This window comes from Paraburkholderia podalyriae (assembly GCF_014397785.1).
In the GTDB taxonomy this organism is placed as follows: domain Bacteria; phylum Pseudomonadota; class Gammaproteobacteria; order Burkholderiales; family Burkholderiaceae; genus Paraburkholderia; species Paraburkholderia podalyriae.
Genome location: NZ_VZQQ01000045.1, coordinates 13,621 through 34,142, shown reverse-complemented (window position 1 = coordinate 34,142; position 20,522 = coordinate 13,621). Strand labels below are relative to the sequence as shown.

Annotated in this window: 15 protein-coding genes; 5 read left to right on the top strand and 10 right to left on the bottom strand. The window is 66.5% G+C overall.

The features are described 5' to 3' along the window. Positions 1–77: 77 nt before the first annotated feature. Complete coding sequence (locus F6X42_RS31955; protein ID WP_187638012.1) at positions 78–2,585, top strand: YadA family autotransporter adhesin; 2,508 nt, start codon at positions 78–80, stop codon at positions 2,583–2,585. Between the two features lie 173 nt (positions 2,586–2,758). On the opposite strand, the gene hrpA is transcribed toward F6X42_RS31955, so the two are convergent. Continuing rightward, positions 2,759–6,958: an ATP-dependent RNA helicase HrpA gene (gene hrpA, locus F6X42_RS31950; RefSeq protein WP_187638011.1), complete on the bottom strand. Its 4,200-nt coding sequence runs from the start codon at positions 6,956–6,958 to the stop codon at positions 2,759–2,761. 23 nt (positions 6,959–6,981) lie between these two features. Here hrpA and argA point away from each other — a divergent pair, with 23 nt between their 5' ends. The 3 genes from argA to proP all read left to right on the top strand — a co-directional run bounded on the left by argA (position 6,982) and on the right by proP (position 10,980). Continuing rightward, positions 6,982–8,370, top strand: a complete 1,389-nt coding sequence (gene argA / locus F6X42_RS31945) for an amino-acid N-acetyltransferase (protein WP_187638010.1) — start codon at positions 6,982–6,984, stop codon at positions 8,368–8,370. A gap of 130 nt (positions 8,371–8,500) precedes the next feature. After that, the gene (locus tag F6X42_RS31940; RefSeq protein ID WP_026225286.1) at positions 8,501–8,773 is read left to right on the top strand and encodes an oxidative damage protection protein; all 273 of its coding nucleotides are present in this window, start codon (positions 8,501–8,503) and stop codon (positions 8,771–8,773) included. A gap of 737 nt (positions 8,774–9,510) precedes the next feature. Beyond that, complete coding sequence (proP, locus tag F6X42_RS31935; protein WP_187638009.1) at positions 9,511–10,980, top strand: glycine betaine/L-proline transporter ProP; 1,470 nt, start codon at positions 9,511–9,513, stop codon at positions 10,978–10,980. Positions 10,981–11,048: 68 nt separating this feature from the next. Here the strand turns inward: proP and F6X42_RS31930 are convergent, their stop codons facing one another. From F6X42_RS31930 to F6X42_RS31900, 7 genes are all read right to left on the bottom strand, one after another. Further along, a complete protein-coding gene (locus F6X42_RS31930) occupies positions 11,049–11,537 on the bottom strand; it encodes a metallophosphoesterase family protein (protein ID WP_187638008.1) in 489 nt (162 codons plus the stop codon). Between the two features lie 8 nt (positions 11,538–11,545). After that, positions 11,546–12,352 carry a hypothetical protein gene (locus F6X42_RS31925; protein WP_187638007.1) on the bottom strand — a complete coding sequence of 269 codons (807 nt, stop codon included), beginning with the start codon at positions 12,350–12,352 and terminating at the stop codon, positions 11,546–11,548. 2 nt (positions 12,353–12,354) lie between these two features. Continuing rightward, positions 12,355–12,930, bottom strand: coding sequence for a TMEM175 family protein (locus F6X42_RS31920; RefSeq protein WP_187638006.1), 576 nt, complete (start codon positions 12,928–12,930; stop codon positions 12,355–12,357). 148 nt (positions 12,931–13,078) lie between these two features. Then, positions 13,079–13,432 carry a cupin domain-containing protein gene (locus F6X42_RS31915; protein WP_187638005.1) on the bottom strand — a complete coding sequence of 118 codons (354 nt, stop codon included), beginning with the start codon at positions 13,430–13,432 and terminating at the stop codon, positions 13,079–13,081. A gap of 28 nt (positions 13,433–13,460) precedes the next feature. After that, the gene (locus F6X42_RS31910) at positions 13,461–14,858 is read right to left on the bottom strand and encodes an FAD-containing oxidoreductase (protein WP_187638004.1); all 1,398 of its coding nucleotides are present in this window, start codon (positions 14,856–14,858) and stop codon (positions 13,461–13,463) included. Between the two features lie 173 nt (positions 14,859–15,031). After that, on the bottom strand, positions 15,032–15,220 hold the full coding sequence (locus F6X42_RS31905; protein WP_062129896.1) for a hypothetical protein: 189 nt from the start codon (positions 15,218–15,220) through the stop codon (positions 15,032–15,034). A 135-nt stretch (positions 15,221–15,355) separates the two neighbouring features. Next, entirely contained in the window at positions 15,356–17,671 is a 2,316-nt protein-coding gene (locus F6X42_RS31900; protein WP_187638003.1) for a putative bifunctional diguanylate cyclase/phosphodiesterase, read from the bottom strand. A 339-nt stretch (positions 17,672–18,010) separates the two neighbouring features. On the opposite strand from F6X42_RS31900, the gene F6X42_RS31895 reads away from it, so the two are divergent. Then, positions 18,011–18,604, top strand: coding sequence for a lysozyme inhibitor LprI family protein (locus F6X42_RS31895; protein ID WP_187638002.1), 594 nt, complete (start codon positions 18,011–18,013; stop codon positions 18,602–18,604). A gap of 82 nt (positions 18,605–18,686) precedes the next feature. Here the strand turns inward: F6X42_RS31895 and F6X42_RS31890 are convergent, their stop codons facing one another. Together F6X42_RS31890 and F6X42_RS31885 are read right to left on the bottom strand one after the other, a co-directional pair. Beyond that, positions 18,687–18,977 carry a helix-turn-helix transcriptional regulator gene (locus F6X42_RS31890; RefSeq protein WP_187638001.1) on the bottom strand — a complete coding sequence of 97 codons (291 nt, stop codon included), beginning with the start codon at positions 18,975–18,977 and terminating at the stop codon, positions 18,687–18,689. Between the two features lie 46 nt (positions 18,978–19,023). Beyond that, positions 19,024–20,460 (bottom strand): aminotransferase-like domain-containing protein, encoded by a 1,437-nt coding sequence (locus tag F6X42_RS31885; protein ID WP_187638000.1) that lies wholly within the window; start codon positions 20,458–20,460, stop codon positions 19,024–19,026. Between the last annotated feature and the right edge of the window lie 62 nt (positions 20,461–20,522).

Below are 20,522 nucleotides of genomic sequence, written 5' to 3'. Positions count from 1 at the left end.
CCGGCAATGACATCTCGTTAATGTCGGATTACGCGCTGCGTACCATCAACCACAATATTGCGGAGAATCATTAATTGATGAAAAACAATATTTCGATAATTTGCCGTGCACCGTCTCAAATCAAAATCGCGGCGCCCCGAACGGCCTGCCTGCAAGTACACCGCGCTTGCGCGCGCCAGAAAAGCATCGCCCGCGCGGTTCGAGGTACCGCGGGCGTGGCTATAGCGGCGGCACTTTACGTCACCGAAGCGACCGGAGCCGGCGTCGATTCCGTCGAGGTAGGCACGGCCAGCGCGCCCGGCGACGTCGCGGTCGCGATAGGCGCACAGGCCACCGCGAGCGGCAACTCATCGCTGGCGCTGGGCTCGCAGGCGACCGCGCAAAAGATCGACGCGATCGCGGTAGGAGCGAACGCCAGGGCGCAGGGCGACGGCGCCGTCGCGATAGGGCCCTCCACTTCCGCACGAGGCGAAGGTGCGAGCGCCTTAGGGCCCTACGCGAACGCGCAGGCGGACCGCGCGACTGCGATCGGCCTCAACGCGTCGGCGCTCGGCGTCGACTCGGTCGCGTCGGGAGCCGGTTCAATAGCGGCTAGCTCGGCCGCCTCCGCGTTCGGCTCTCAGTCCACGGCTTCCAGCATCGGATCAACCGCGCTCGGCTATGTCGCGCAGGCCGGCGGCACCAACTCGCTTGCCGCGGGAGCATGGGCGTCGGCGCTGGCGGACTCGAGCGTCGCGCTTGGCAGTAATGCTCTCGTCAGCGGCGTCGGCGCCATCGCACTCGGCGTAGCCGCGCAGGCGAGCGGCGCCTATGCGAGCGCAATCGGATTCGGCGCAACGGCCGTGGGCGCCGGTGCGATCGCGCTCGGCACCAACGCGAATGCGAGCGCCGACAATAGCGTCGCGCTGGGCGCCGCTTCCAGCACCACGACAGACCTGTCGCAAAGCGCGTTTGCGCCGGCGGGAACGGGCGCCACGCCGATCGCAGCGGCCAGCGCGTCAGGCGAAGTCTCACTCGGCTCGGCGAATAACGAGCGTCGCCTGACCAACGTCGCCGCGGGCGCGGCGCTCACCGACGCGGTAAACGTGAGCCAGTTGAGCGCGGTCGACGGCAAGGTCGATGCGCTTGCTCAAAGCAGCGCGCTGCATTACTTCGACGCTGCTGACCCGGCCGACGGCTCGAACGACGCGCTCGCAGACGGCACGCACGCACTCGCCGCGGGCAGCAACGCCAGCGCCGTGGGCACCAACGCATCCGCCTTCGGCACCAGCGCCAAAGCGAACGGGACTGACTCGACCGCGATCGGCGCGGGCGCCGTCGCCGGCACGGCCAACACGACTTCGTTGGGCGCATCAGCGTCGGCCTACGGCACCGGGGCGACGGCGCTCGGTGCCAACGCCACGGCGAATGGCGTCGGCGCGCTCGCGCTCGGCTCCGGCGCCAGTGCGGCCGCCGACAACGCGCTTTCGCTCGGTTATAACTCGAGCGCACTAGCCGCAAACTCCGTCGCGCTCGGTCAGGGTTCGATCGCCGATCGCGCAGGGACCGTGTCGGTCGGTTCAGCGGGCAACGAGCGTCAGATCACCAACGTGGCAGCCGGAACCGCCGACACCGACGCGGTCAACGTCGCGCAACTGAAAGTAGTGAGCGACCAGAGCAGCGCGACCGCGGCGAAACTCGACGGCGCGGTCATGTACGACAAGAACGCCGACGGCAGCATCAACCGGAACAGCGTTACGCTCGACGGCGACCCAACGGAGGGTACCGTCATCCACAACGTCGCGGACGGCGCAGTGGCGTCCGACGCGGTCAACCTCGGTCAACTGAACGCGGCGCTCGAAGGCGCGATCAATAATGCGGCGATCGGTTCGCCCGACGCGTTGTTCAGTGCGGCAGGCGATAGCGCGAGTGAAAGCGCGCAGGCGACCGGCGTGCACGCGATCGCGGCCGGAGCGAATGCGCTGGCGAGCGGCACCAACGCACTCGCCGAGGGTGCGAACGCGCAGGCGGGCGGCGCCAACGCCATTGCGGTCGGAGCGAATGCACAAGCGAGCGGCGCCAATGCGGCAGGCATCGGCGCGAACGCCGTCGCCAGCGGCAACAACGCCACGGCGCTCGGCGCCGCAGCCAGCGCGAGCGCCGACAACTCGGTGGCCTTAGGCCAGGGTTCCGTCGCGGACCGCGCGAACACAGTGTCGGTTGGCGCCGCAGGCCAGGAACGGCAGATCGCCAACGTCGCGGCCGGCGTGCGAGGCACCGACGCGGTCAACGTCAATCAGCTTCAGCAAAGCGTGAGTGACGCGATCAGCGACGTGAACCACTATACCGACGACCAGATCCGCTCGGCCCGCCGGGATAGCTATGGGGGCACGGCATCGGCGCTCGCGATGGCGGGCTTGCCGCAAGCGGTCATGCCGGGACACGGTATGGTCGCGATGGCGGGCGGCACGTACGGCGGCCAATCTGCGCTCGCGATCAGCGTGTCGCAGTTGTCGGACACCGGCAAATGGATCTACAAGGTCCAGGGCAGCACCGACTCGCGCGGGCAGTTCGGCGCATCGATCGGCGCGGGGATGCATTGGTGAAGTCAGCTGAAGCGATCGTGTCGGACAGCGACCGGCCGCGACGTTGCGCAGCGAACGCTCGGTGCACCGCGCGCATCGGTGCGCCGGCCGCTCGTCGCCCGCCGTGCACGCGTAGTGTCCAGCGTCCGCGAATGAGCGGCCTGAGCGGCCTGAGCGGCCTGAGCGGCCTGACTTTAGCGCTGCATCGACTCCCACACCTTTTGCAGGCGCTTCACCGAAACCGGCATCGGGGTGCGCAGCTCCTGCGCAAACAGCGAGACGCGCAACTCCTCGAGCAGCCAGCGGAATTCCGCGAGCCGTGGATCCACGACGCCCCCGCGCTGCGACACCGCCCGCTGGTAGTGCTGCAGCAGCGGCTGGAATTCGGCGAACTGCCGCGCGTCGCGCATGGCGTCAGCGCGCAGCTTGTCGATACGCAGCGCCATCCCCTTCAGATAACGCGGGAAATGTGCGAGCTGGGCATACGGCGTATCGACGACAAAACGCTTGCCGATCAGCCCATCGAGCTGACTCTGCAGATCGGCGTACGCGGCCGCGAACGGCTTCGCCTGCAGCAGCTTCTTCGTCAGGCTCGCGTATTCGCCGAGGATCTGCCCGACCAGCCGCGAGATTTCCTGCGCGAGCAACGTGAGGCGGCTACGCCCTTCGTCACGTCGGGTATGGAAGCTCGCATCGTCGTCGGGCAGCGGATCCTGCAGACACGCCCGGTCGAGTGCGGTGTCGATCAGCTGATCGCGCAGTTCTTCCTGTGTGCCGCGCGGCATGAACTGCATTGCCATCTCGCGCAGGCCCGGCAGATTCTTCTCCAAATACTTGATCGGCTCCTTCAACTGCAGCGCGAAAAGCCGACGCAAGCCCGCCCGATGAATCCGTGCGGCTTCCTCCGGCGAATCGAACACCTCGACGTCGCAATGCGTGCCGCGATCCACCAGCGCTGGGTATCCGAACAGCGTCTGACCGCCGCGGCGAATTTCGAGCAACTCGGGCAGCTTGCCGAAATTCCACGTGGTCAGGTTTTCGTACAGCGCGGTGGCCGGTGCGGCATCCGGCGTCGCGGACCGTGGAGCCGCTGCGCCCTTGCCGCGCGACGCGCCGCTCGGGGCCAGATCCGCGGACCGCGCAGGTGTCGCGACGCCGCCGCCCGCATCGGCCAACGCGGCGCCCGCCGCGCCCGAGACGAGCCTCTGGAAGTGCTGCTGCGCCTGAGCGCCGAGCTCGGCGCGCAGTTGCGACAGATTGCGCCCCATCGCGAGTTGCCGGCCATGTTCGTCGATGACCTTGAAGTTCATGAACAGATGCGCGGGCAGCGTCTCGAGCTTGAAGTCGGACTGCTTCATCGCGACCTGGGTCTGCTCACGCACGTCGGCGATCAGCGCCTCGAGCAGGCCCCCTGCTCCAAAGCGCTGCGCGTTGTGCCGTTCAGCGAAGCCCGCCGCGTACTCGGGGAGCGGCACGCAATGCCGACGCAGCTTCTGCGGCAGCGACTTCAGCAGCAGCTGCGCCTTTTCCTTCAGCATCCCCGGCACGAGCCACTCACAACGGCGCGCGTCGACCTGGTTCAGCGCAAACAGCGGCATCGCGAGCGTCACGCCGTCGCGTGGGGTGCCCGGCTCGAAGTGATAGGTCAGCGCCATCTCGATGCCCGCCATCATCAGCCGCTTCGGGAACAGATCGGTCGTGACACCCGCCGCTTCGTGCCGCATCAGATCGTCGCGGGACAAATACAACAGCCGCAGCTTGTCTTCCGCCTGGCCGCTCCTTTTGACCTTGTCGCGATACCAGCGCTCGAACGACGCGCCGGTATGGATGCCGTCCGGCAGCGCCTGATCGTAGAACGCGTAGATCAATTCGTCGTCGACCAGCACGTCCTGGCGGCGCGACTTGTGCTCGAGCTGCTCGATGTCGGCGAGCAGCTTGCGGTTATGCGCGAAGAACGCAAGCTTCGTGTCGAACTCGCCTTCGACGAGCGCACCGCGAATGAACAGCTCGCGCGCCCGCGCCGGGTCCTGCTTGCCAAACGCCACCCGCCGCCGGTGATAGATCGGCAGGCCGTACAGCATCGCGCGCTCGAATGCGGACACCTGCGCCGCGCGCTTCTCCCAATGTGGCTCGGACAGCGACTTCTTCAGCAGATGCGCGCCGACCTTCTCGACCCACTCCGGCTCGATTTTAGCGATACAGCGCGCGTACAGCCGGCTCGTTTCGACGAGTTCGGCAGCCATCACCCACTTGCCCGCTTTTTTCACGAGCGCCGAACCGGGCCACAAATAGAACTTGATGCCGCGCGCGCCGAGGTAGTACGGCTCGTCGTCGGCCTTCAGGCCGAGGTTGCCGAGCAGACCGGTCAGCAGCGCAAGATGGATCTGCTCGAACGTCGCCTCCGCTTCGTTCAGCCGCCAGCCGTGCTCGCGCACCACGGTCAGCAGTTGCGAATGGACGTCGCGCCACTCGCGCAGCCGCAGCTGCGACAGGAAATTCTTGCGGCACTCGTCCCGCAGTTGCCGGTTCGATTTCTTGTGCGCGATCGCTTCGTCGAACCAGTTCCAGATCTTCAGCCACTGCAGGAATTCGGAGCGCTCGTCGGCGAAACGGCGATGTGCCTGGTCGGCCTGCTCCTGCGCTTCGATCGGGCGATCGCGCGGGTCCTGCACGGACAGCGCACTCGCGATGACCAGCACTTCCTTCAGCGCCTGCTGGTCACGGGCGGCGAGAATCATGCGGCCGACTCGCGGATCGAGCGGCAATCGCGCGAGTTCGCGGCCGAGCGGCGTCAACTGATTGTCGTCGTCGACGGCGCCGAGCTCGTTGAGCAACTGATAGCCGTCGGAAATCGCACGGCCCGGCGGCGGCTCGATAAACGGGAACGTTTCGATCGCCGTCAGATGCAGCGACTTCATGCGCAGAATCACCGAGGCGAGCGACGAACGCAGAATTTCCGGATCGGTGAAGCGCGCGCGGCCCTGGAAGTCGCTCTCCTCGTACAGACGAATGCAGATGCCATCAGCGACCCGGCCGCAGCGCCCCGCGCGCTGGTTCGCGGCGGCCTGAGAAATCGACTCGACCTGCAACTGCTCGACCTTATTGCGATACGAGTAGCGCTTCACGCGCGCGAGACCGGTGTCGACCACGTAGCGGATGCCGGGGACCGTCAGCGAAGTTTCGGCGACGTTGGTCGCGAGCACGATGCGGCGCGCGTTCGACGCACGGAACACGCGCTCCTGCTCAGCGGCCGAGAGCCGCGCGAACAGCGGCAGAATCTCCGTATGGGGCGGATGATGTTTGCGCAGCGCCTCGGCCGCGTCGCGAATCTCTCGCTCGCCGGGCAGGAACACCAGTACGTCGCCGGGGCCTTCGCGGCACAGTTCGTCGACGGCGTCGACGATTGCCTCCATCAGATCGCGATCGGTCTCGCGCTGCGTCTTCGTGCGCTCGCGGCCAGACGACGTTGCACCCGAGGTCCCTTGCGCCGCCTTGACCGCCGGGCTGTCCTCGACGACCGGACGGTAACGCATCTCGACCGGATAGAGCCGCCCGCTGACTTCGATGACCGGGGCGGGCTTGTCGTCGCTGCCGAAGTGGCGCGCGAAACGGTCGGCGTCGATCGTCGCCGAGGTCACGATCAACTTCAGGTCGCGGCGCTTCCGAAGAATCTCCTTCAGGTAGCCAAGCAGAAAATCGATGTTCAGGCTGCGCTCGTGCGCTTCGTCGATGATCAGCGTGTCATATGCGTTCAGCAGCGGATCGGTCTGCGTTTCGGCAAGCAGAATGCCGTCGGTCATCAGCTTGACCGATGCGCCGGGCGCAAGGTTATCGTTAAAGCGCACCTTGTAGCCGACCACGTCGCCGAACGGCGTGCCGAGCTCCTCGGCGATACGGCGCCCGGTCGCCGACGCGGCGATCCGGCGCGGCTGCGTATGGCCGATCAGACCATTGCCGCCGGCACCGAGACCACGGCCGAGCGCGAGGCAGATTTTCGGCAGCTGCGTAGTCTTGCCCGAGCCGGTTTCACCCGACACGATCACGACCTGATTCTCCGCGATCGCCCGCCCAATCTCGTCGCGACGACCGGAGACAGGAAGCGCTTCGGGGAAGGTGATCGGCGGAATCGGATTCGGCTCGACGACCCGCGACTGCCGCGGTTCGCGCCGCGCGCCGCGCGCGCCCGCGTGCTCTTCGCGACCTTCGCGACCTTCACCGCCCCGTTCCGGCGGCATGTTTCGCGCAGATGCGTCCGCCCCCCGACGCGCGTCGCGCGCCTTGTCGGGTCTCGCATCCTGCGCTGGGCGGCGCATCGTATCGCCGGGCTTGGCCGGCTCGCCGGCGGGCGCCGGTTTCTCGTTCGCCCGAGCGGGACTTTTGGGTACATTCGACATGGGGGCGCATTATAATCCCCGGCATGAATTCCCAAACCGACCTCGTCCCTGCGCCCGCGAGCGTTCCGGCCCCCGCCGACTCGCCGGAAACACTGGCCCAGCACGCGCAATTCGTCGACTGGATGCGTTCAGTCGCTCCGTATATCCACGCGTTCCGAAACAAGACCTTCGTGGTCGGTTTCGGCGGCGAAGTGGTGCATCAGGGGCTACTGAATGCGCTCGTGTCCGACATCGCGCTGCTGCAAGCAATGGGCATCCAGATCGTGCTGGTGCATGGCTCGCGCCCACAGGTTGAGGAGCAGATGAGCCTGCACGGCGTCGAATCGGAGTTTTCGCACGGCATGCGCATCACCGATGCGCGCGCGCTCGAGTCCGCGAAGGAAGCGGCCGGCGAAGTGCGTCTCGACATCGAGGCCGCGATCAGCCAGGGTTTGCCGAACACACCAATGGCGCACGCGCACATCAGCGTCGTGTCGGGCAACTTCGTGACGGCGCGCCCGGTCGGCATTCTCGACGGCGTCGACTTCCAGCACACGGGCCTCGTGCGCAAGATCGACGCGGATTCGATCCGCCACTCGCTCGCGAGCCGCAAGCTCGTGCTGCTGTCGCCGCTCGGCTTCTCGCCCACCGGCGAAGCGTTCAATCTGTCGATGGAGGACGTGGCCTCGGCCGCGGCGATCGCGCTGCGCGCCGACAAGATCGTGTTCCTGACCGAAACGCCGGGCCTGATGGAAACCGGCGAAAGTGCCACCGAGCTGATCCGCGAACTGTCGCTCGACGACGCCTACAAGCTGCACGAAAGCGGCGAAGTCACCGGCGACGCCGCGTTTTACCTTAAGCATTCAATCCGCGCCTGTCGCGGCGGCGTGCCGCGCGCGCACATCATCCCGTACGCGCTTGACGGCAGCCTGCTGCTCGAACTATTCCTGCACGATGGCGTCGGCACGATGATCTCGTACGAGAATCTCGAAAGCCTGCGCGAAGCGACGCCGGACGACGTCGGCGGCATTCTCTCGCTGATCGAGCCGCTCGAAACAGACGGCACGCTGGTGCGGCGCGGCCGTCACCAGATCGAACGCGATATCGACCATTTCTCGGTAATCGAGCACGACGGCGTGCTGTTCGGCTGCGCAGCGCTGTATCCGTATCCGCAGGAGCGCATCGGCGAAATGGCGTGCCTGACCGTCGCGCCCGAAGCGCAAGGCACCGGCGACGGCGAGCGCCTGCTCAAGCGCATCGAACAGCGTGCGCGGGCGCGCGGCCTCACGCGCATTTTCGTGCTCACCACGCGCACCGAACACTGGTTCCTGAAGCGCGGCTTCGTCAAGGTTACGGTCGACGACTTGCCTGAAGACCGCCGCCGACTCTATAACTGGCAGCGCAAATCGCTCGTGCTGATGAAACAGCTTTGAGTACTTCGTGATCGCCCCCATCTGATCCGAACCGGCGTCTGCCCGCCCCAGGTTGATACAGAAACCATTTTTCATGGGACCGGAGTAAGTGCTAAAGCACCAACTCCGGTCGACACAGGAGAAGCACAGCATGACTCGTATGGTTCAATGCGCGAAGCTCGGCAAGGAAGCCGAAGGCCTCGATTTCCCGCCGCTGCCGGGCGAACTCGGCAAGCGGATCTACGAAAGTATCTCGAAGGAAGCCTGGCAGAGCTGGTTGAAGCAGCAGACCATGCTGATCAACGAAAACCGCCTGAACATGGCCGATCCGCGCGCGCGGCAGTATCTGATGAAGCAGACCGAAAAGTTCTTCTTCGGCGAAGGCGCGGATACCGCGTCGGGCTACGTGCCGCCGTCGGCCTGAGCTTGCCTCGTCCGGGACGACGCAACGCGTCGCCCGAACCCGATGAACGCACGCCCAAAATCCGCGCCGCGAGCGCGGATTTTTTTCGCCCCGACGTCGGCCGCGCATCGCGTCCTCCGCTCGCGTCATCTTCGCGTCGAAAAAGGCGCTCGCCAATGTTCCAGGCAGTCCGTTTTGAGGGCCGTTCCGGCCCCGCCAAATCTCCCGTCCCGCAACGGATCGAGTCGCATCGGCGGCCCTACCCCACAAGCCAGATTTGCACGATCCTCTGGCATCGTGCTAACATGTGCCCTCGTTTCAGCCGCAATTCACCTTCATTCGTGTTCTTTTTAAGTTGGCTCGCCTTGCGTTTTCCGCGCACGCGCCATCCTGAATTGGACTGTTTTTAAACAAGAAGGCTCGTCGGTCGTTTCCCCGCCTGAAGCGGAAAATTCAAGACCGGCCTTTTTCGTTTCAAGCCTTCAGTGACGCATGGGTCATCCTTCCCGGCCAGCCCAGCGTCCTTCATGCACCTGCCCCCCTTCCACGGCCACGCAGGTGCAACAGTCAGCACAATTTAGACGAGTGTTTTTTCGCGAACTTATCGCGAGGCACGGGCGTTTGCTTCTTTTCGCCATCTGTTCCGCCGCCGGATAACCGGTGTCGCGAATAGCCTCGGCTTGCTCACGAAATTGCACTTCCCAGCAACCGTGGCGGAACGCATCACGTGTTTCGTCGCAGTCATTGGAGTTTTAACCTTGACCGCTTCCAGCAACGGCTTCTGGCGACATCACCAACAGGAACAGCGCCTTTCCCTCGACGACATCACCGTCGTCGATCACTCCCTCCTGAAACGGGCCGTCGGTGCAATGGCGCTCGGCAACGCGATGGAATGGTTCGACTTCGGCGTGTACAGCTATATCGCGGTCACGCTCGGCAAGGTGTTCTTCCCTTCGTCGAGCCCGTCGGCGCAGCTCATTGCGACCTTCGGCACGTTTGCCGCCGCATTTCTCGTGCGGCCGGTCGGCGGCATGGTGTTCGGCCCGCTCGGCGACCGCATCGGCCGTCAGCGTGTGCTGGCGATGACGATGATCATGATGGCCGCGGGCACCTTCGCGATCGGCCTGATCCCCAACTACGCGACGATCGGCATCCTCGCGCCGGCACTGTTGCTGCTTGCGCGCCTCGTGCAGGGCTTTTCGACAGGCGGCGAATACGGCGGCGCAGCGACCTTCATCGCCGAATTCTCGACCGACAAGCGCCGCGGCTTCATGGGCAGCTTCCTCGAGTTCGGCACGCTGATCGGCTACGTGCTCGGCGCGGGCACGGTCGCGCTGCTGACGGCGACGCTGTCGAACGACGCGCTGCTGTCCTGGGGCTGGCGGGTGCCGTTCCTGATCGCCGGACCGCTCGGCCTGGTGGGTCTGTACATCCGCATGAAGCTCGAGGAAACGCCCGCGTTCAAGAAGCAGGCCGAAGAGCGCGAAGCCGAAGACCGCGCGCTGCCCAGCCAGTCGTTGCGCCAGTTGCTCGTGCAGCAGTGGAAGCCGCTGCTGCTGTGCGTCGGCCTCGTGCTGATTTTCAACGTGACCGACTACATGGCGCTGTCGTATCTGCCGAGCTATCTGTCGGCGACGCTGCACTTCAACGAAACGCACGGCTTGTTCCTCGTGCTGCTCGTGATGATCCTGATGATGCCGATGACGCTCGCCGCCGGCCGTCTGTCCGACGCGATCGGCCGCAAGCCCGTGATGCTGCTCGGCTGCGTCGGTCTGTTCGCGCTGTCGATTCCCGCGCTGCTGCTGATTCGCATGGGCACGATGCTGCCGGTGTTCGGCGGTCTGATGATTCTCGGTGTGCTGCTGTCGTGCTTCACGGGCGTGATGCCGTCGGCGCTGCCGGCACTGTTCCCGACCAGGATCCGCTACGGCGCTCTCGCGATCGGCTTCAATATTTCGGTGTCGCTGTTCGGCGGTACGACTCCGCTCGTGACCGCATGGCTCGTCGAGCGCACCGGCAATCTGATGATGCCCGCGTACTACCTGATGGGCGCATCGCTGATCGGCATCGCGTCGGTGCTCGCGCTGCGCGAAACCGCGCGCAAGCCGCTGCTCGGATCGGGGCCGTGTGTCGCGACGCGCGCCGAAGCGCACGCGGTGCTGCGCGGCGAGCGCGAGGCCGAGGAGATGGATGAACGGTTTGCGGCGGCTGCGACCGCGCGTGCCTGATCTGCGCAGTCATCTCGCGCAAGTGTAGTCTCGAAGCGGGCCGGCGAAATTCGCCGGCCCGCTTTTTTTTACGTCAGCAGCGAATCGAATGTCGCGCTGACCTGCGCGCCTTCGACCATCAGCCTGCCCGCGCACACCGGCAGCTTGAAGCGGCGCGGCCCCGCACTGCCCGGGTTCACGTACAACACACCGTCGCGCTCCGCGATCGACGGCTTGTGCGAATGACCGCTGACCACGACGCGAGTGCCGTCGTGCCGCGGCACGCAGTCGAGCCCGGCGATATCGTGCACGACGAGAATCGTCACCTGCTGCACGGTCAGCCGCGCGTGCGTCGGCAGCGAGGCGGCCCAGTCGCCGGTATCGTTGTTGCCGCGCACCGCGGTGAGCGGCGCGATCCGCGCGAGCGCGTCGAGCACGTCCGGGTTGCAAATATCGCCCGCATGAATGATCGCGTCGCAACCGTCGAGATAGCGCAACGCTTCGGGACGCACGAGGTTGTGCGTATCGGAGATGAGCCCGATGCGTGCAGCAGTCGAAGCTAACGAGCGTGAAGTCATGCGCGGTCTCACTCCGCTTGCGGGCGGGACATTTCTCGCGCCGCCGCCTGAGCGCTGCGCTGCCCGGACAGCACGCGCCGCGTCAAACCCTGCACGACGACCGACACCACCGCCGCGCACGCAAACCCCATCGCCACGCCGTACAGCGGCAGCAGCATTGCCGTCACCGCGAAGAACGCCGCGAACGAACCGCGCCCGACCACCATGCCGCGCATCAGCAGCGCGACGAAGTCCGCGCCATGCGCACGCTGCGCCGACACCGCGAGCACGCTGCCGAGCAGCGGAAACACCGACAGCACGCCACTCCACGCCGGGCCCATCGATGCCGAGGCCGTCGTCACCGCGAGCGTCAGCAATGCGCCGGCGAGCATCCGCACGGCCAGATCCGCGCGGCCCACGCGCGCCACCGGCACATGGCCCGTCGCGCGCGGCATGCTGCCCTGCGACACCGCGACGGCCACGCATGCGGCCGCCACCGCCCACCCCAGCGAGCCGGGCATCCGCACGATCAGCAGCGCCGAGCCGAGCCAGCCGGCCATGCTCGCGACCAGCGCAAGCGGCCAGTCGAAGCGCCGGCAGGTCCACCCATAAGCAAGATTGAACGCCTCGGACGCGGCGATCGCGGCAATCGAGGCCGTCGACGCCTGCGCCGCGAACGCCGGCCCGCGCTCGAGCGCGAGCAGCAGCACGATCGGTCCGGCGACGACCGGCAGCCCCGCGAGCCATCCCGCGACCGAGGGTCCCCAGATGCGCGCGGCCGCCGTCAGTGCGGCGAGAAAGGCCGGCACCAGCACCAGCTTCAAGGCGAGCAACATGCTCAGGCCTCCAGCACGTGTTCGATACGCCGATCCGGCAGGAACCACCACGCGGCGGCGAGCGCGTACAGCGCGGCCGACGCCCATGGCACGACGAACGCGAGCCCGATGCCGGTCAGGTAAATGACGACGGAGACCTTGCCCTTGAAGTCGTTGCCGAGCGCTTTGGCCAGCGTCGAATCGTGACCGTGCTGGGCGATCAGCGCGCGCGTCAGGATGAAATACGCGATCGCCGACATGAACAGCACGATGCCGTACAACGCGGTCGGCCACGCGGCCAGATGGTTTTCGCCGACCCAGTGCGTGACGGCCGGCAGCAGCGACAGCCAGAACAGCAGATGCAGGTTCGCCCACAGCACCTTGCCGTTGACCTTCTGCACCGCATGGAACATGTGATGGTGATTGTTCCAGTAAATCCCGACGTAGACGAAGCTCAGCACGTACGCGCAGAACACCGGCACGACCGGGCGCAGCGCCGCGAGATCGTGGCCTTCGGGCACCTTCAGTTCGAGCACCATGATCGTGATGATGATGGCGATTACGCCATCGCTGAAGGCTTCGACGCGTCCCTTGCCCATGCTGCGATGTCCGGAAGATGAATGCGGTGGGGCGCACAGCCCGCCCGCGCCTTGCAGGCGAGCCGCGCCGCTGCCGATTATCCGCGATGGTGCGAGGCTTTGTCGATGCGCGGGAGCCGGCCGCGCGGATCGCTCGATCCGCCGCGACTCACGGGTAATACACGGCGAGCCACACGCTCGGCTCGGTGTCGCTCGTCCATGCGACGCGGTGCCGGCAATGCGCTTCGATCATGACGTGATCGCCGGGCTTCAGCGGATGCGGCCTGGGGTCGCCGGCGAATTCGAGCACCGCGGCGCCGGTGAGCAGCACGACCCATTCGGCGCGCGGGCTGTCGTACCAGAAGCCGGGCGGACTCGCCTGCCCGGTCGAGACGATCCGCTCGATCGTCACGCCGCTCCGTTCGACGAGCGCGTCGACATGCTCATCGAGGGTGCTCCCTGACTGCGCGACGGCTTCGAACAGGTTGCCGCTGCTACGTGCGGGTTTGGTCGAGCTTGTCATAGGCGAGTCGTGCCAGCGTCAATGCGCTTCATTGCATCGGCTTCAGCCCATCGAGCAGCGTCGGCACGAGCTCGCTGATCGTCGGATGCACGTGCATCGCGTATTGCAACGTCGGATACGGCGCGCCCGCGGTCATGATGTCGACGAACGTATGGATTGCCTCGTCGCCCTCGATGCCATGTATCGCCGCGCCGAGTATCTGTTTGCTGTGCGCGTCGACGAGCGCCTTCATGAAGCCGTCGGTTTCGCCGCGCTCGCTCGCGCGGCCCACGCGCGACATCGGCATCGTCGCGATCAGCGCCTCGCGGCCGCTCTCGCGCACCGCCTCCTCCGACATGCCGACCCGCGCGAGCGGCGGATCGACGAACACCGCATAGGTCATGATCCGCGTGTCGACGCTGCGCGCGCCGCCGTCGAGCAGGTTTGCAGCGACGATCTGGTAATCGTCGTAGGACGTATGCGTGAACGCGCCGCGACCGTTCACGTCGCCGATCGCCCAAACGCCCGGCACGCTGGTGCGCAACTGGCCGTCGACGAAGATCGTGCCGTGCCGGTCGACCTCGATGCCGGCGGCGTCGAGACCGAGGTCGTCGGTATTTGGCCTGCGGCCGGTGGCCAACAGCAGGTGCGACGCTTCCATGGCCGGGATGTTTTGCTCGAAGCCGATGCACACGTCGTTCGCGTGATGCGGATGCGGCTCGACGCGCGTCGGCTGCACGCCGAAATGAAACTCGACGCCCTCGCGCGCGAGCACCTTCTGCACCGACTCCGCGAAATCGGCATCCTCGCGGTTCAACACGCGCTCGCCGCGCACGAGCACGCTGACGCGGCTCCCGAAGCGACGAAACACCTGCGCGAATTCGAGCGCGATATAACTGCCGCCGACGATCACCAGATGATCCGGCAACGCGGTCAGTTCGAGCAGCGTCGAGTTCGTGTAGTACGGAATCCGCTGGATGCCTTCGAGCGGCGGCACGACGGCGCGCGTGCCGGTATTGATGAAGACCTCGTAGGCGCTGAGCTCGTTCAGCAGTTGGCCGTCGCGCCCGCAGATCGCGAGCGTGCGCGCGCCGGTGAAGCGCGCGTGGCCGTTGAATACCATGATGTTTTCCGTGCCGCGCAGCCATTTCTCGACGCCGCTGCGCACCTGTCCGATGATCCGGTCCTTGCGGGCCTTCACCGCCGCGAGATCGACGGCGACCGAGCCCACCTGCACGCCGAGCTCCGCCGCATGGCGCGCCACGTGCGCCGCGCGGGCGCTCGCCACATAGGACTTGGTCGGCGTGCAGCCAACGTTCACGCAAGTGCCGCCAAAGTCCAAGCGTTCGATCACCGCGGTGCGACGGCCGCTTTGAGCGAGGCGCACGGCGAGCGGCGAACCGCCTTGTCCGGTACCGATCACGACTGCGTCGAAGTGCTGTGGCATGGCAACTCTCCCCGGGCCGGGTGCAGGTCGTAGCATCTTACGCTTAGTGCCGCGCGCTGCCATGTCATGTGTCTGATTGTGCGGGCGCATTGGCGACGGCCCGTGTTCCCACGCGCCCGCGCGCGAGGCGGCGCAAATCAGTTGGGATTACTGCGTATGCTGCGCGGGACTTCTCAGGCGTGGCAATGAACCGCGCAAATCAACTCGCGCGAACGTTGCAGTGCGGCCTGCGCGCCGCGCGCCGCGAACACCCAGCCAACCTGGCCGAGATTGAAGTCCTGTGACACCATCACCTGCATCAGCGCGACCATCGGCAGTACGACCGCTGGCCGGTAAAGCTGGTTTCTGATCAACTCTGACATGACGACCCCCAACGCGGGGCGCCGCTTCGGCACCGCGCACCAATAACGTTTCGATGGGGGAATTTTAGGGAGTGCGTCGCCGCCGATAAATAGCGGCAACGCGAAGTCACTTGTTCGGCAATCTGAACAATCGCATCAGGACGCCTTCGCCGTGTCGATCATCTGCGCGTCGCACAGCGTGCGCGCATACGCGCTTGCGCCGACCGGGCGGCTGTACAGATAGCCCTGCTGCTTGTCGCAATCGATCGCGCGCAGAAACGCCGCCTGCTCGGCGGTCTCGACGCCCTCGGCGGTGACGTTCATGCCGAGCGAGTGCGCCATCGCGACGACCGCCTGGGTGATCGCGACCGAATCGCGATGATCGGGCAGCCCCGCGACGAACGAACGGTCGATCTTCAGGTTATGCAGCGGAAAGCGCTTCAGGTACGACAGCGACGAATAGCCGGTGCCGAAGTCGTCGACCGAGACGCGCACGCCCATCGCGTTCAGCGCGCTCAGCATCGGCAGCACGGTGTCGCTGTCGCTCATCAGCAGCCGCTCGGTGATCTCGAGTTCGAGCGCGGCCGGTTCGAGCCCCGACTGCGCGAGACAGCGTTCGATGCGCTCGAGCAGCCCGTCGTTGAACTGCCGCGGCGACAGGTTCACCGCGACGATCAGATGGGGCGCCAACGTGCGCCGCCACTGCGCGACCTGCTCGCAGGCGCGCTCGAGCACCCAGTCGCCGATCTCGACGATCAGGCCGGCATCCTCGGCGACCGGAATGAATTCGCCCGGCGACACGTTGCCAAGCTCGCTGTTGTACCAGCGCAGCAGCGCTTCCGCGCCGATCGTGCGGCCGCTGTGGCTATCGACGATCGGTTGGTACACGAGGCTCAGCTCATTGGCGGCGAGCGCGCGCCGCAGCGACTGTTCGATCGTGAAACGCCGCTGCAAATGCTGGTTCAGCTCGGCGGTGAAGAACTGGAAGTTGTTGCGCCCGCGCTGCTTCGCGTGATACATCGCCGAGTCGGCGTTGCGCATCAGCGTCGCGACGTCCTGGCCGTCTTCGGGAAACAGGCTGATGCCGATCGACGCGCCCAGGTAGTACTCGTTGCCCGCCACTGCGAACGGCACCGCGATCATGTCGAGAATGCGGTGCGCGAGGCCGATCAGCTCGCCGGTATTGCCGTACGCGCTGACGACGATCACGAACTCGTCGCCGCCGACTCGCGCAAGCGTGTCGCCGCGCCCGACGCAGGCCGACAGCCGCTCGGCGACGCTGCACAGCAACGCGTCGCCGGCCTCGTGACCGGCGGTGTCGTTGACCTTCTTGAAGCCGTCGAGATCGACGAACAGCACTGCGACGCTGGCGAGCTCGCCGCCATGGTCGCCGCTGGCATGCGGCGCGAACAGGTCGCGCATCCGCTCGGTCAGATAGGCGCGGTTGTAGAGGCCCGTCAGCGAATCGCGCGTGGCGAGGAACTTCAGCTGGCGCTGCGCCTCACGCACCGGCCCGATGTCGGAAAACGAAATCAGCACGGAGTCCGGCTCGCTGTCACCGGGCCGCAGGATCGGCACGACGTTCTGCGTGATCCACACGACTTCGCCGCTGATCAACTCGAGGCCGACCGTCACGCCGAGCATCGGCTTGCCGGTCGCAAAGACCTGCGAGACCGGACGGTTGACTTCGCCGATGACCGAACCGTCCTCGCCGAACGCACGTGTCATCACGCTGCGCATGCTGCTGCCGACGACCTGCGGTGTCACGTGCAGCATGCGCTGCGCACTCGGATTGCAGGCGAGCACGATGCCGCCGCGCGACTGCACGACGATGCCCTCGCTCAGATGATCGACAACGAGCCGGTGACGCTCCTCGCTATGCGCGAGGCGCTGCGCCATCGTGTCCTGATGGACCGCAAGGCCGACGCTGCTGCCGATGTCGCGCAGCATCGCCTCTTCCTCGGGGGTCGGACGGCGGGTGGCGCGGTAGTAGACGGCGAAGGCGCCGAGCACGCTGCCGGCGTCGTTTTCAAAAGGCACGGACCAGCATGCGCGCAGGCCGTGCGGCAACGCGAGATCCCGGAAGTTTTCCCACAGCGGATCGGATTCGATGTCGTCGACGATCACCAGACGCCGCTCGAACATCGCGGTGCCGCACGAGCCGACGCGCGGACCGATCGCGGCGCCCTCGATCGCGGCGCTGAACGCGGGCGGCAACGACGGCGCGCCGCCGACGCGCACATGCTCGCCGTCCGGGTCGAGTAGCAGGATCGAGCAGCACGCGCCGTCGCCGAGCAGCGCCTCGGCGCGATGGCAGACTTCGTCGAGCAGCTCGGGCAGCGGCGTATTGCGGGTGATCAGCCGCAACACGCTGCGCTCGGATGCGAGTACTTCCTCGGCCCGTTCCGGCCGATAGCGCGCGCCGTCCGGCGCGGCTGTCGTCGTGCCACGTAATGTCGCTTCGCAAATCATAGTTGCGCCCCCCCAACCCAACATCGGCAGGTTAGTCTACGCGGCACACCGGGGTTTACGCTAAGCCCAGCGTGAAAATCTGCCATGCATCGTAGCCGCGTCAATGCCTCAATGGTTGCCGCCGCCTCCCGGAGGGTGCGCGAGCGCCGATCGAAGCTGCTTCGTACCGCCGCCGCACCGCGCCCGCGGTGCCCACGCACGGCACATGGCCCGCAGGCAGCCTGTGCGGCAACATCTGGTAACGACCCGCCCGAACTCCCGCGTTGTTCGGAACTCCGCGACGCGCGTGACCGGTCGATCATCGGCGGCATGATCAATCGATGCACCACCGGAACCCCGATGAACCTCTTGCGCCCACTTGTGATCGCCGGATTGCTGCTCGCGCATCCCTATGCCAACGCCACGAGCTTCGACTGCCAGCGCGGCCGCTCGCCGACCGAGCGCATGATTTGCGGCGACTCCGCACTGTCGACGCTCGACGACACGTTGGGCCAACTCTACTGGAAAGCACGTCGGCGAGTTGCCCAGCGCCGCGCGTTCATCGACGACAGCGACAGCAAGTGGGCCTGGCGCGAAGCTAACTGCCGCGGCGCCGCGTGTTTGCGCACGTGGTACGCGACGCGTATCGACGAACTGCAGCGGCTGCTGGCGAGCTTGTCGAGCGGCGCGCGGCACGCGGCGTCCGTGGATGCGGAAGCGAACGCGGACGCGTCGACGCTGCAATGCACGGCCGCGAAGCCCGGCCTCGTCGTGAACGAGCAGTGTGCGAGCGTGATCGGCCACTCCGGCAAGCGGTGGAAGTATCAGCCGCGTGATGCCGACTGGTTCTGCGGCGTGGCCACACTCGAGGCGGCGGACATGGCGCCATTGCAAGCCCAATCGCAGATGCAGATGCAGATGCAGCCGCAGGTGCAGGCGAGCGCCGGACAATGAAACGGCGACACGCACAGGCAAGGATGGCTGTCATCGCGCGCGCCGGATGGTTGGCGCGTCGGTGGCGGTTGCGCCGCGTGGCCTAGTCGGCGGCGGACGGCTCGCCGCCCTGTTGCGTGCCGAACAGTTCCGCGCAAAGCTGCGCACCGATTTCGCTCAGCGACGCGGCGCCGGTGCCGTCGTCGTTGAACGTCGTGTCGACGAGACCGCCGCCCGAGAGCGCCGTCAATTGCCGCCGCAGGCTGCTCATCGGCACGCCCGCCTGCTTCGACAGCTTCGCGAACGACCACGTGCGCCGGGGCGTCTCGCGATGCGCGCGCCATAGCTGCGCGAGAATCGCGGCGAGCTGCGGGTCGATGTCGTCGTCGTTCATGCAGTCTCCTCGTTGTGGTGTGTCATCTGCGTTGCCGTGGTGCCGCTCACGTCATCCCCGCAGCAAGCTCACCGAGCGTCTTCAACGCCGCCTCGGCCTGCGCGGTCCACGGGTAGCTGTAGTTGAGCCGGACGAAGTGCCGAAAATCGTTGCGCGTCGAAAACATCATGCCCGGCCCGACCGTGATGCCGCGTTCGAGCGCCGCCCGATAAAGCCGCATCGAATCGATTGCCGCGGGCAGTTCGACCCACAGCACATAGCCGCCCCGCGGCGTCGACACGCGCGTGCCGACCGGGAAGAAGCGCAGCACCAGTGCGCTCATGATGCTCGCCTGCTGCCGGTACACGCGGCGCAGGTGCCGCAGATGCCGGTCGTAGCCGTCCTGACGCAGATAATCGGCGACCGCGACCTGCGGCACCGACGGCGTCGTCAGCGTATTCAGGAACTTGAGCTTCTCGACCTGCGCGCGATACCGCCCGGGCAGCGCCCAGCCGATCCGGTACGACGCCGTCAGGCTTTTCGAAAACGACGCGCAGTGCAGCACGAGCCCTTTGGTGTCGAAGGTCTTCAGCGTCGACGGCCGGGTGTCGCCGAAATACAGCTCCTGGTAGACGTCGTTCTCGATCGCCGGAATCTCGTGCGCGGCTAGCAGCTCGACCAGTTGCCGCTTGCGCTCGTCGGTCATGCAAAAACCGAGCGGATTCTGGAAGTTCGGCATCACCATGCACGCCGCGATCTTCTGCCGCGCGATCACTTTCGCGAGCGCGTCGATGTCGATGCCGTCGACCGGATGCGTCGCCACCTCGATCGCGCGCATGCCGAGGCGCTCGATCGCGTGCAGCATCGCGTAGTAAGTCGGCGATTCGACCGCGACGGTGTCGCCCGGTTTCGCCACCGCCTGCAGGCTCAGGTTGATCGCCTCGGTCGCGCCGAGCGTGATCACGATCTCGTCCGGATCGACCGGCAGACCGTTTTCCGCGTAGCGCCGCGCGATCTGCCGGATCAGCTCGGGGTTGCCCGGCGGCAGATCGTCGATCAGGTTCCAGCTTGCCTGACGGCGCGCGATCGCGTTGGCGTACTGGTTGATGCGCCGCCACGGGAACAGCGACGGGTCCGGATACGGCGAGCCGAACGGCACGGCGTCGTGCGCGCGGATGCTGCGCAGTGTCGACAGCACGAGTCGGCTGACGTCGACCGTCGCCGGCACGGACGGCGGCGCCGTGGACTTGCGGCCCGCGCGTGCCCCGGCGGGCGCCGCTGCGAGCGCCCGCGCGGCCGCATCGCGCACGAAATAGCCGGACTGCGGCCGTGTCTCGACGATGCCACGGCTCTCCAGCAGCGCATACGCGTGCAACACCGTCTTGATGCTGACGCCGTGCTGCTGGCTCGCCTGACGCACCGACGCGATCCGCTCGCCCGCCGCGAACACGCCACGGCGCACGGCTTCAGTGATTTCGTCGGCGAGTTTTTCGTAGAGCTTCATGCGATTCGGGCGGGTTCGGGTGGAGGCGGACGGATGCCGGCGGCTTCGGATACCGCCGCGCA

Excerpts from the sequence above, each read along its gene's own strand:
- F6X42_RS31895 (WP_187638002.1), top strand. The coding sequence starts at position 18,011 with ATGAACCTCTTGCGCCCACTTGTGATCGCCGGATTGCTGCTCGCGCAT.
- F6X42_RS31910 (WP_187638004.1), bottom strand. The coding sequence starts at position 14,858 with ATGCCACAGCACTTCGACGCAGTCGTGATCGGTACCGGACAAGGCGGT.
- argA (WP_187638010.1), top strand. The coding sequence starts at position 6,982 with ATGAATTCCCAAACCGACCTCGTCCCTGCGCCCGCGAGCGTTCCGGCC.
- F6X42_RS31885 (WP_187638000.1), bottom strand. The coding sequence starts at position 20,460 with ATGAAGCTCTACGAAAAACTCGCCGACGAAATCACTGAAGCCGTGCGC.
- F6X42_RS31915 (WP_187638005.1), bottom strand. The coding sequence starts at position 13,432 with ATGACAAGCTCGACCAAACCCGCACGTAGCAGCGGCAACCTGTTCGAA.
- F6X42_RS31900 (WP_187638003.1), bottom strand. The coding sequence starts at position 17,671 with ATGATTTGCGAAGCGACATTACGTGGCACGACGACAGCCGCGCCGGAC.
- hrpA (WP_187638011.1), bottom strand. The coding sequence starts at position 6,958 with ATGTCGAATGTACCCAAAAGTCCCGCTCGGGCGAACGAGAAACCGGCG.
- F6X42_RS31955 (WP_187638012.1), top strand. The coding sequence starts at position 78 with ATGAAAAACAATATTTCGATAATTTGCCGTGCACCGTCTCAAATCAAA.
- F6X42_RS31905 (WP_062129896.1), bottom strand. The coding sequence starts at position 15,220 with ATGTCAGAGTTGATCAGAAACCAGCTTTACCGGCCAGCGGTCGTACTG.
- F6X42_RS31890 (WP_187638001.1), bottom strand. The coding sequence starts at position 18,977 with ATGAACGACGACGACATCGACCCGCAGCTCGCCGCGATTCTCGCGCAG.
- F6X42_RS31930 (WP_187638008.1), bottom strand. The coding sequence starts at position 11,537 with ATGACTTCACGCTCGTTAGCTTCGACTGCTGCACGCATCGGGCTCATC.
- F6X42_RS31925 (WP_187638007.1), bottom strand. The coding sequence starts at position 12,352 with ATGTTGCTCGCCTTGAAGCTGGTGCTGGTGCCGGCCTTTCTCGCCGCA.
- F6X42_RS31940 (WP_026225286.1), top strand. The coding sequence starts at position 8,501 with ATGACTCGTATGGTTCAATGCGCGAAGCTCGGCAAGGAAGCCGAAGGC.
- F6X42_RS31920 (WP_187638006.1), bottom strand. The coding sequence starts at position 12,930 with ATGGGCAAGGGACGCGTCGAAGCCTTCAGCGATGGCGTAATCGCCATC.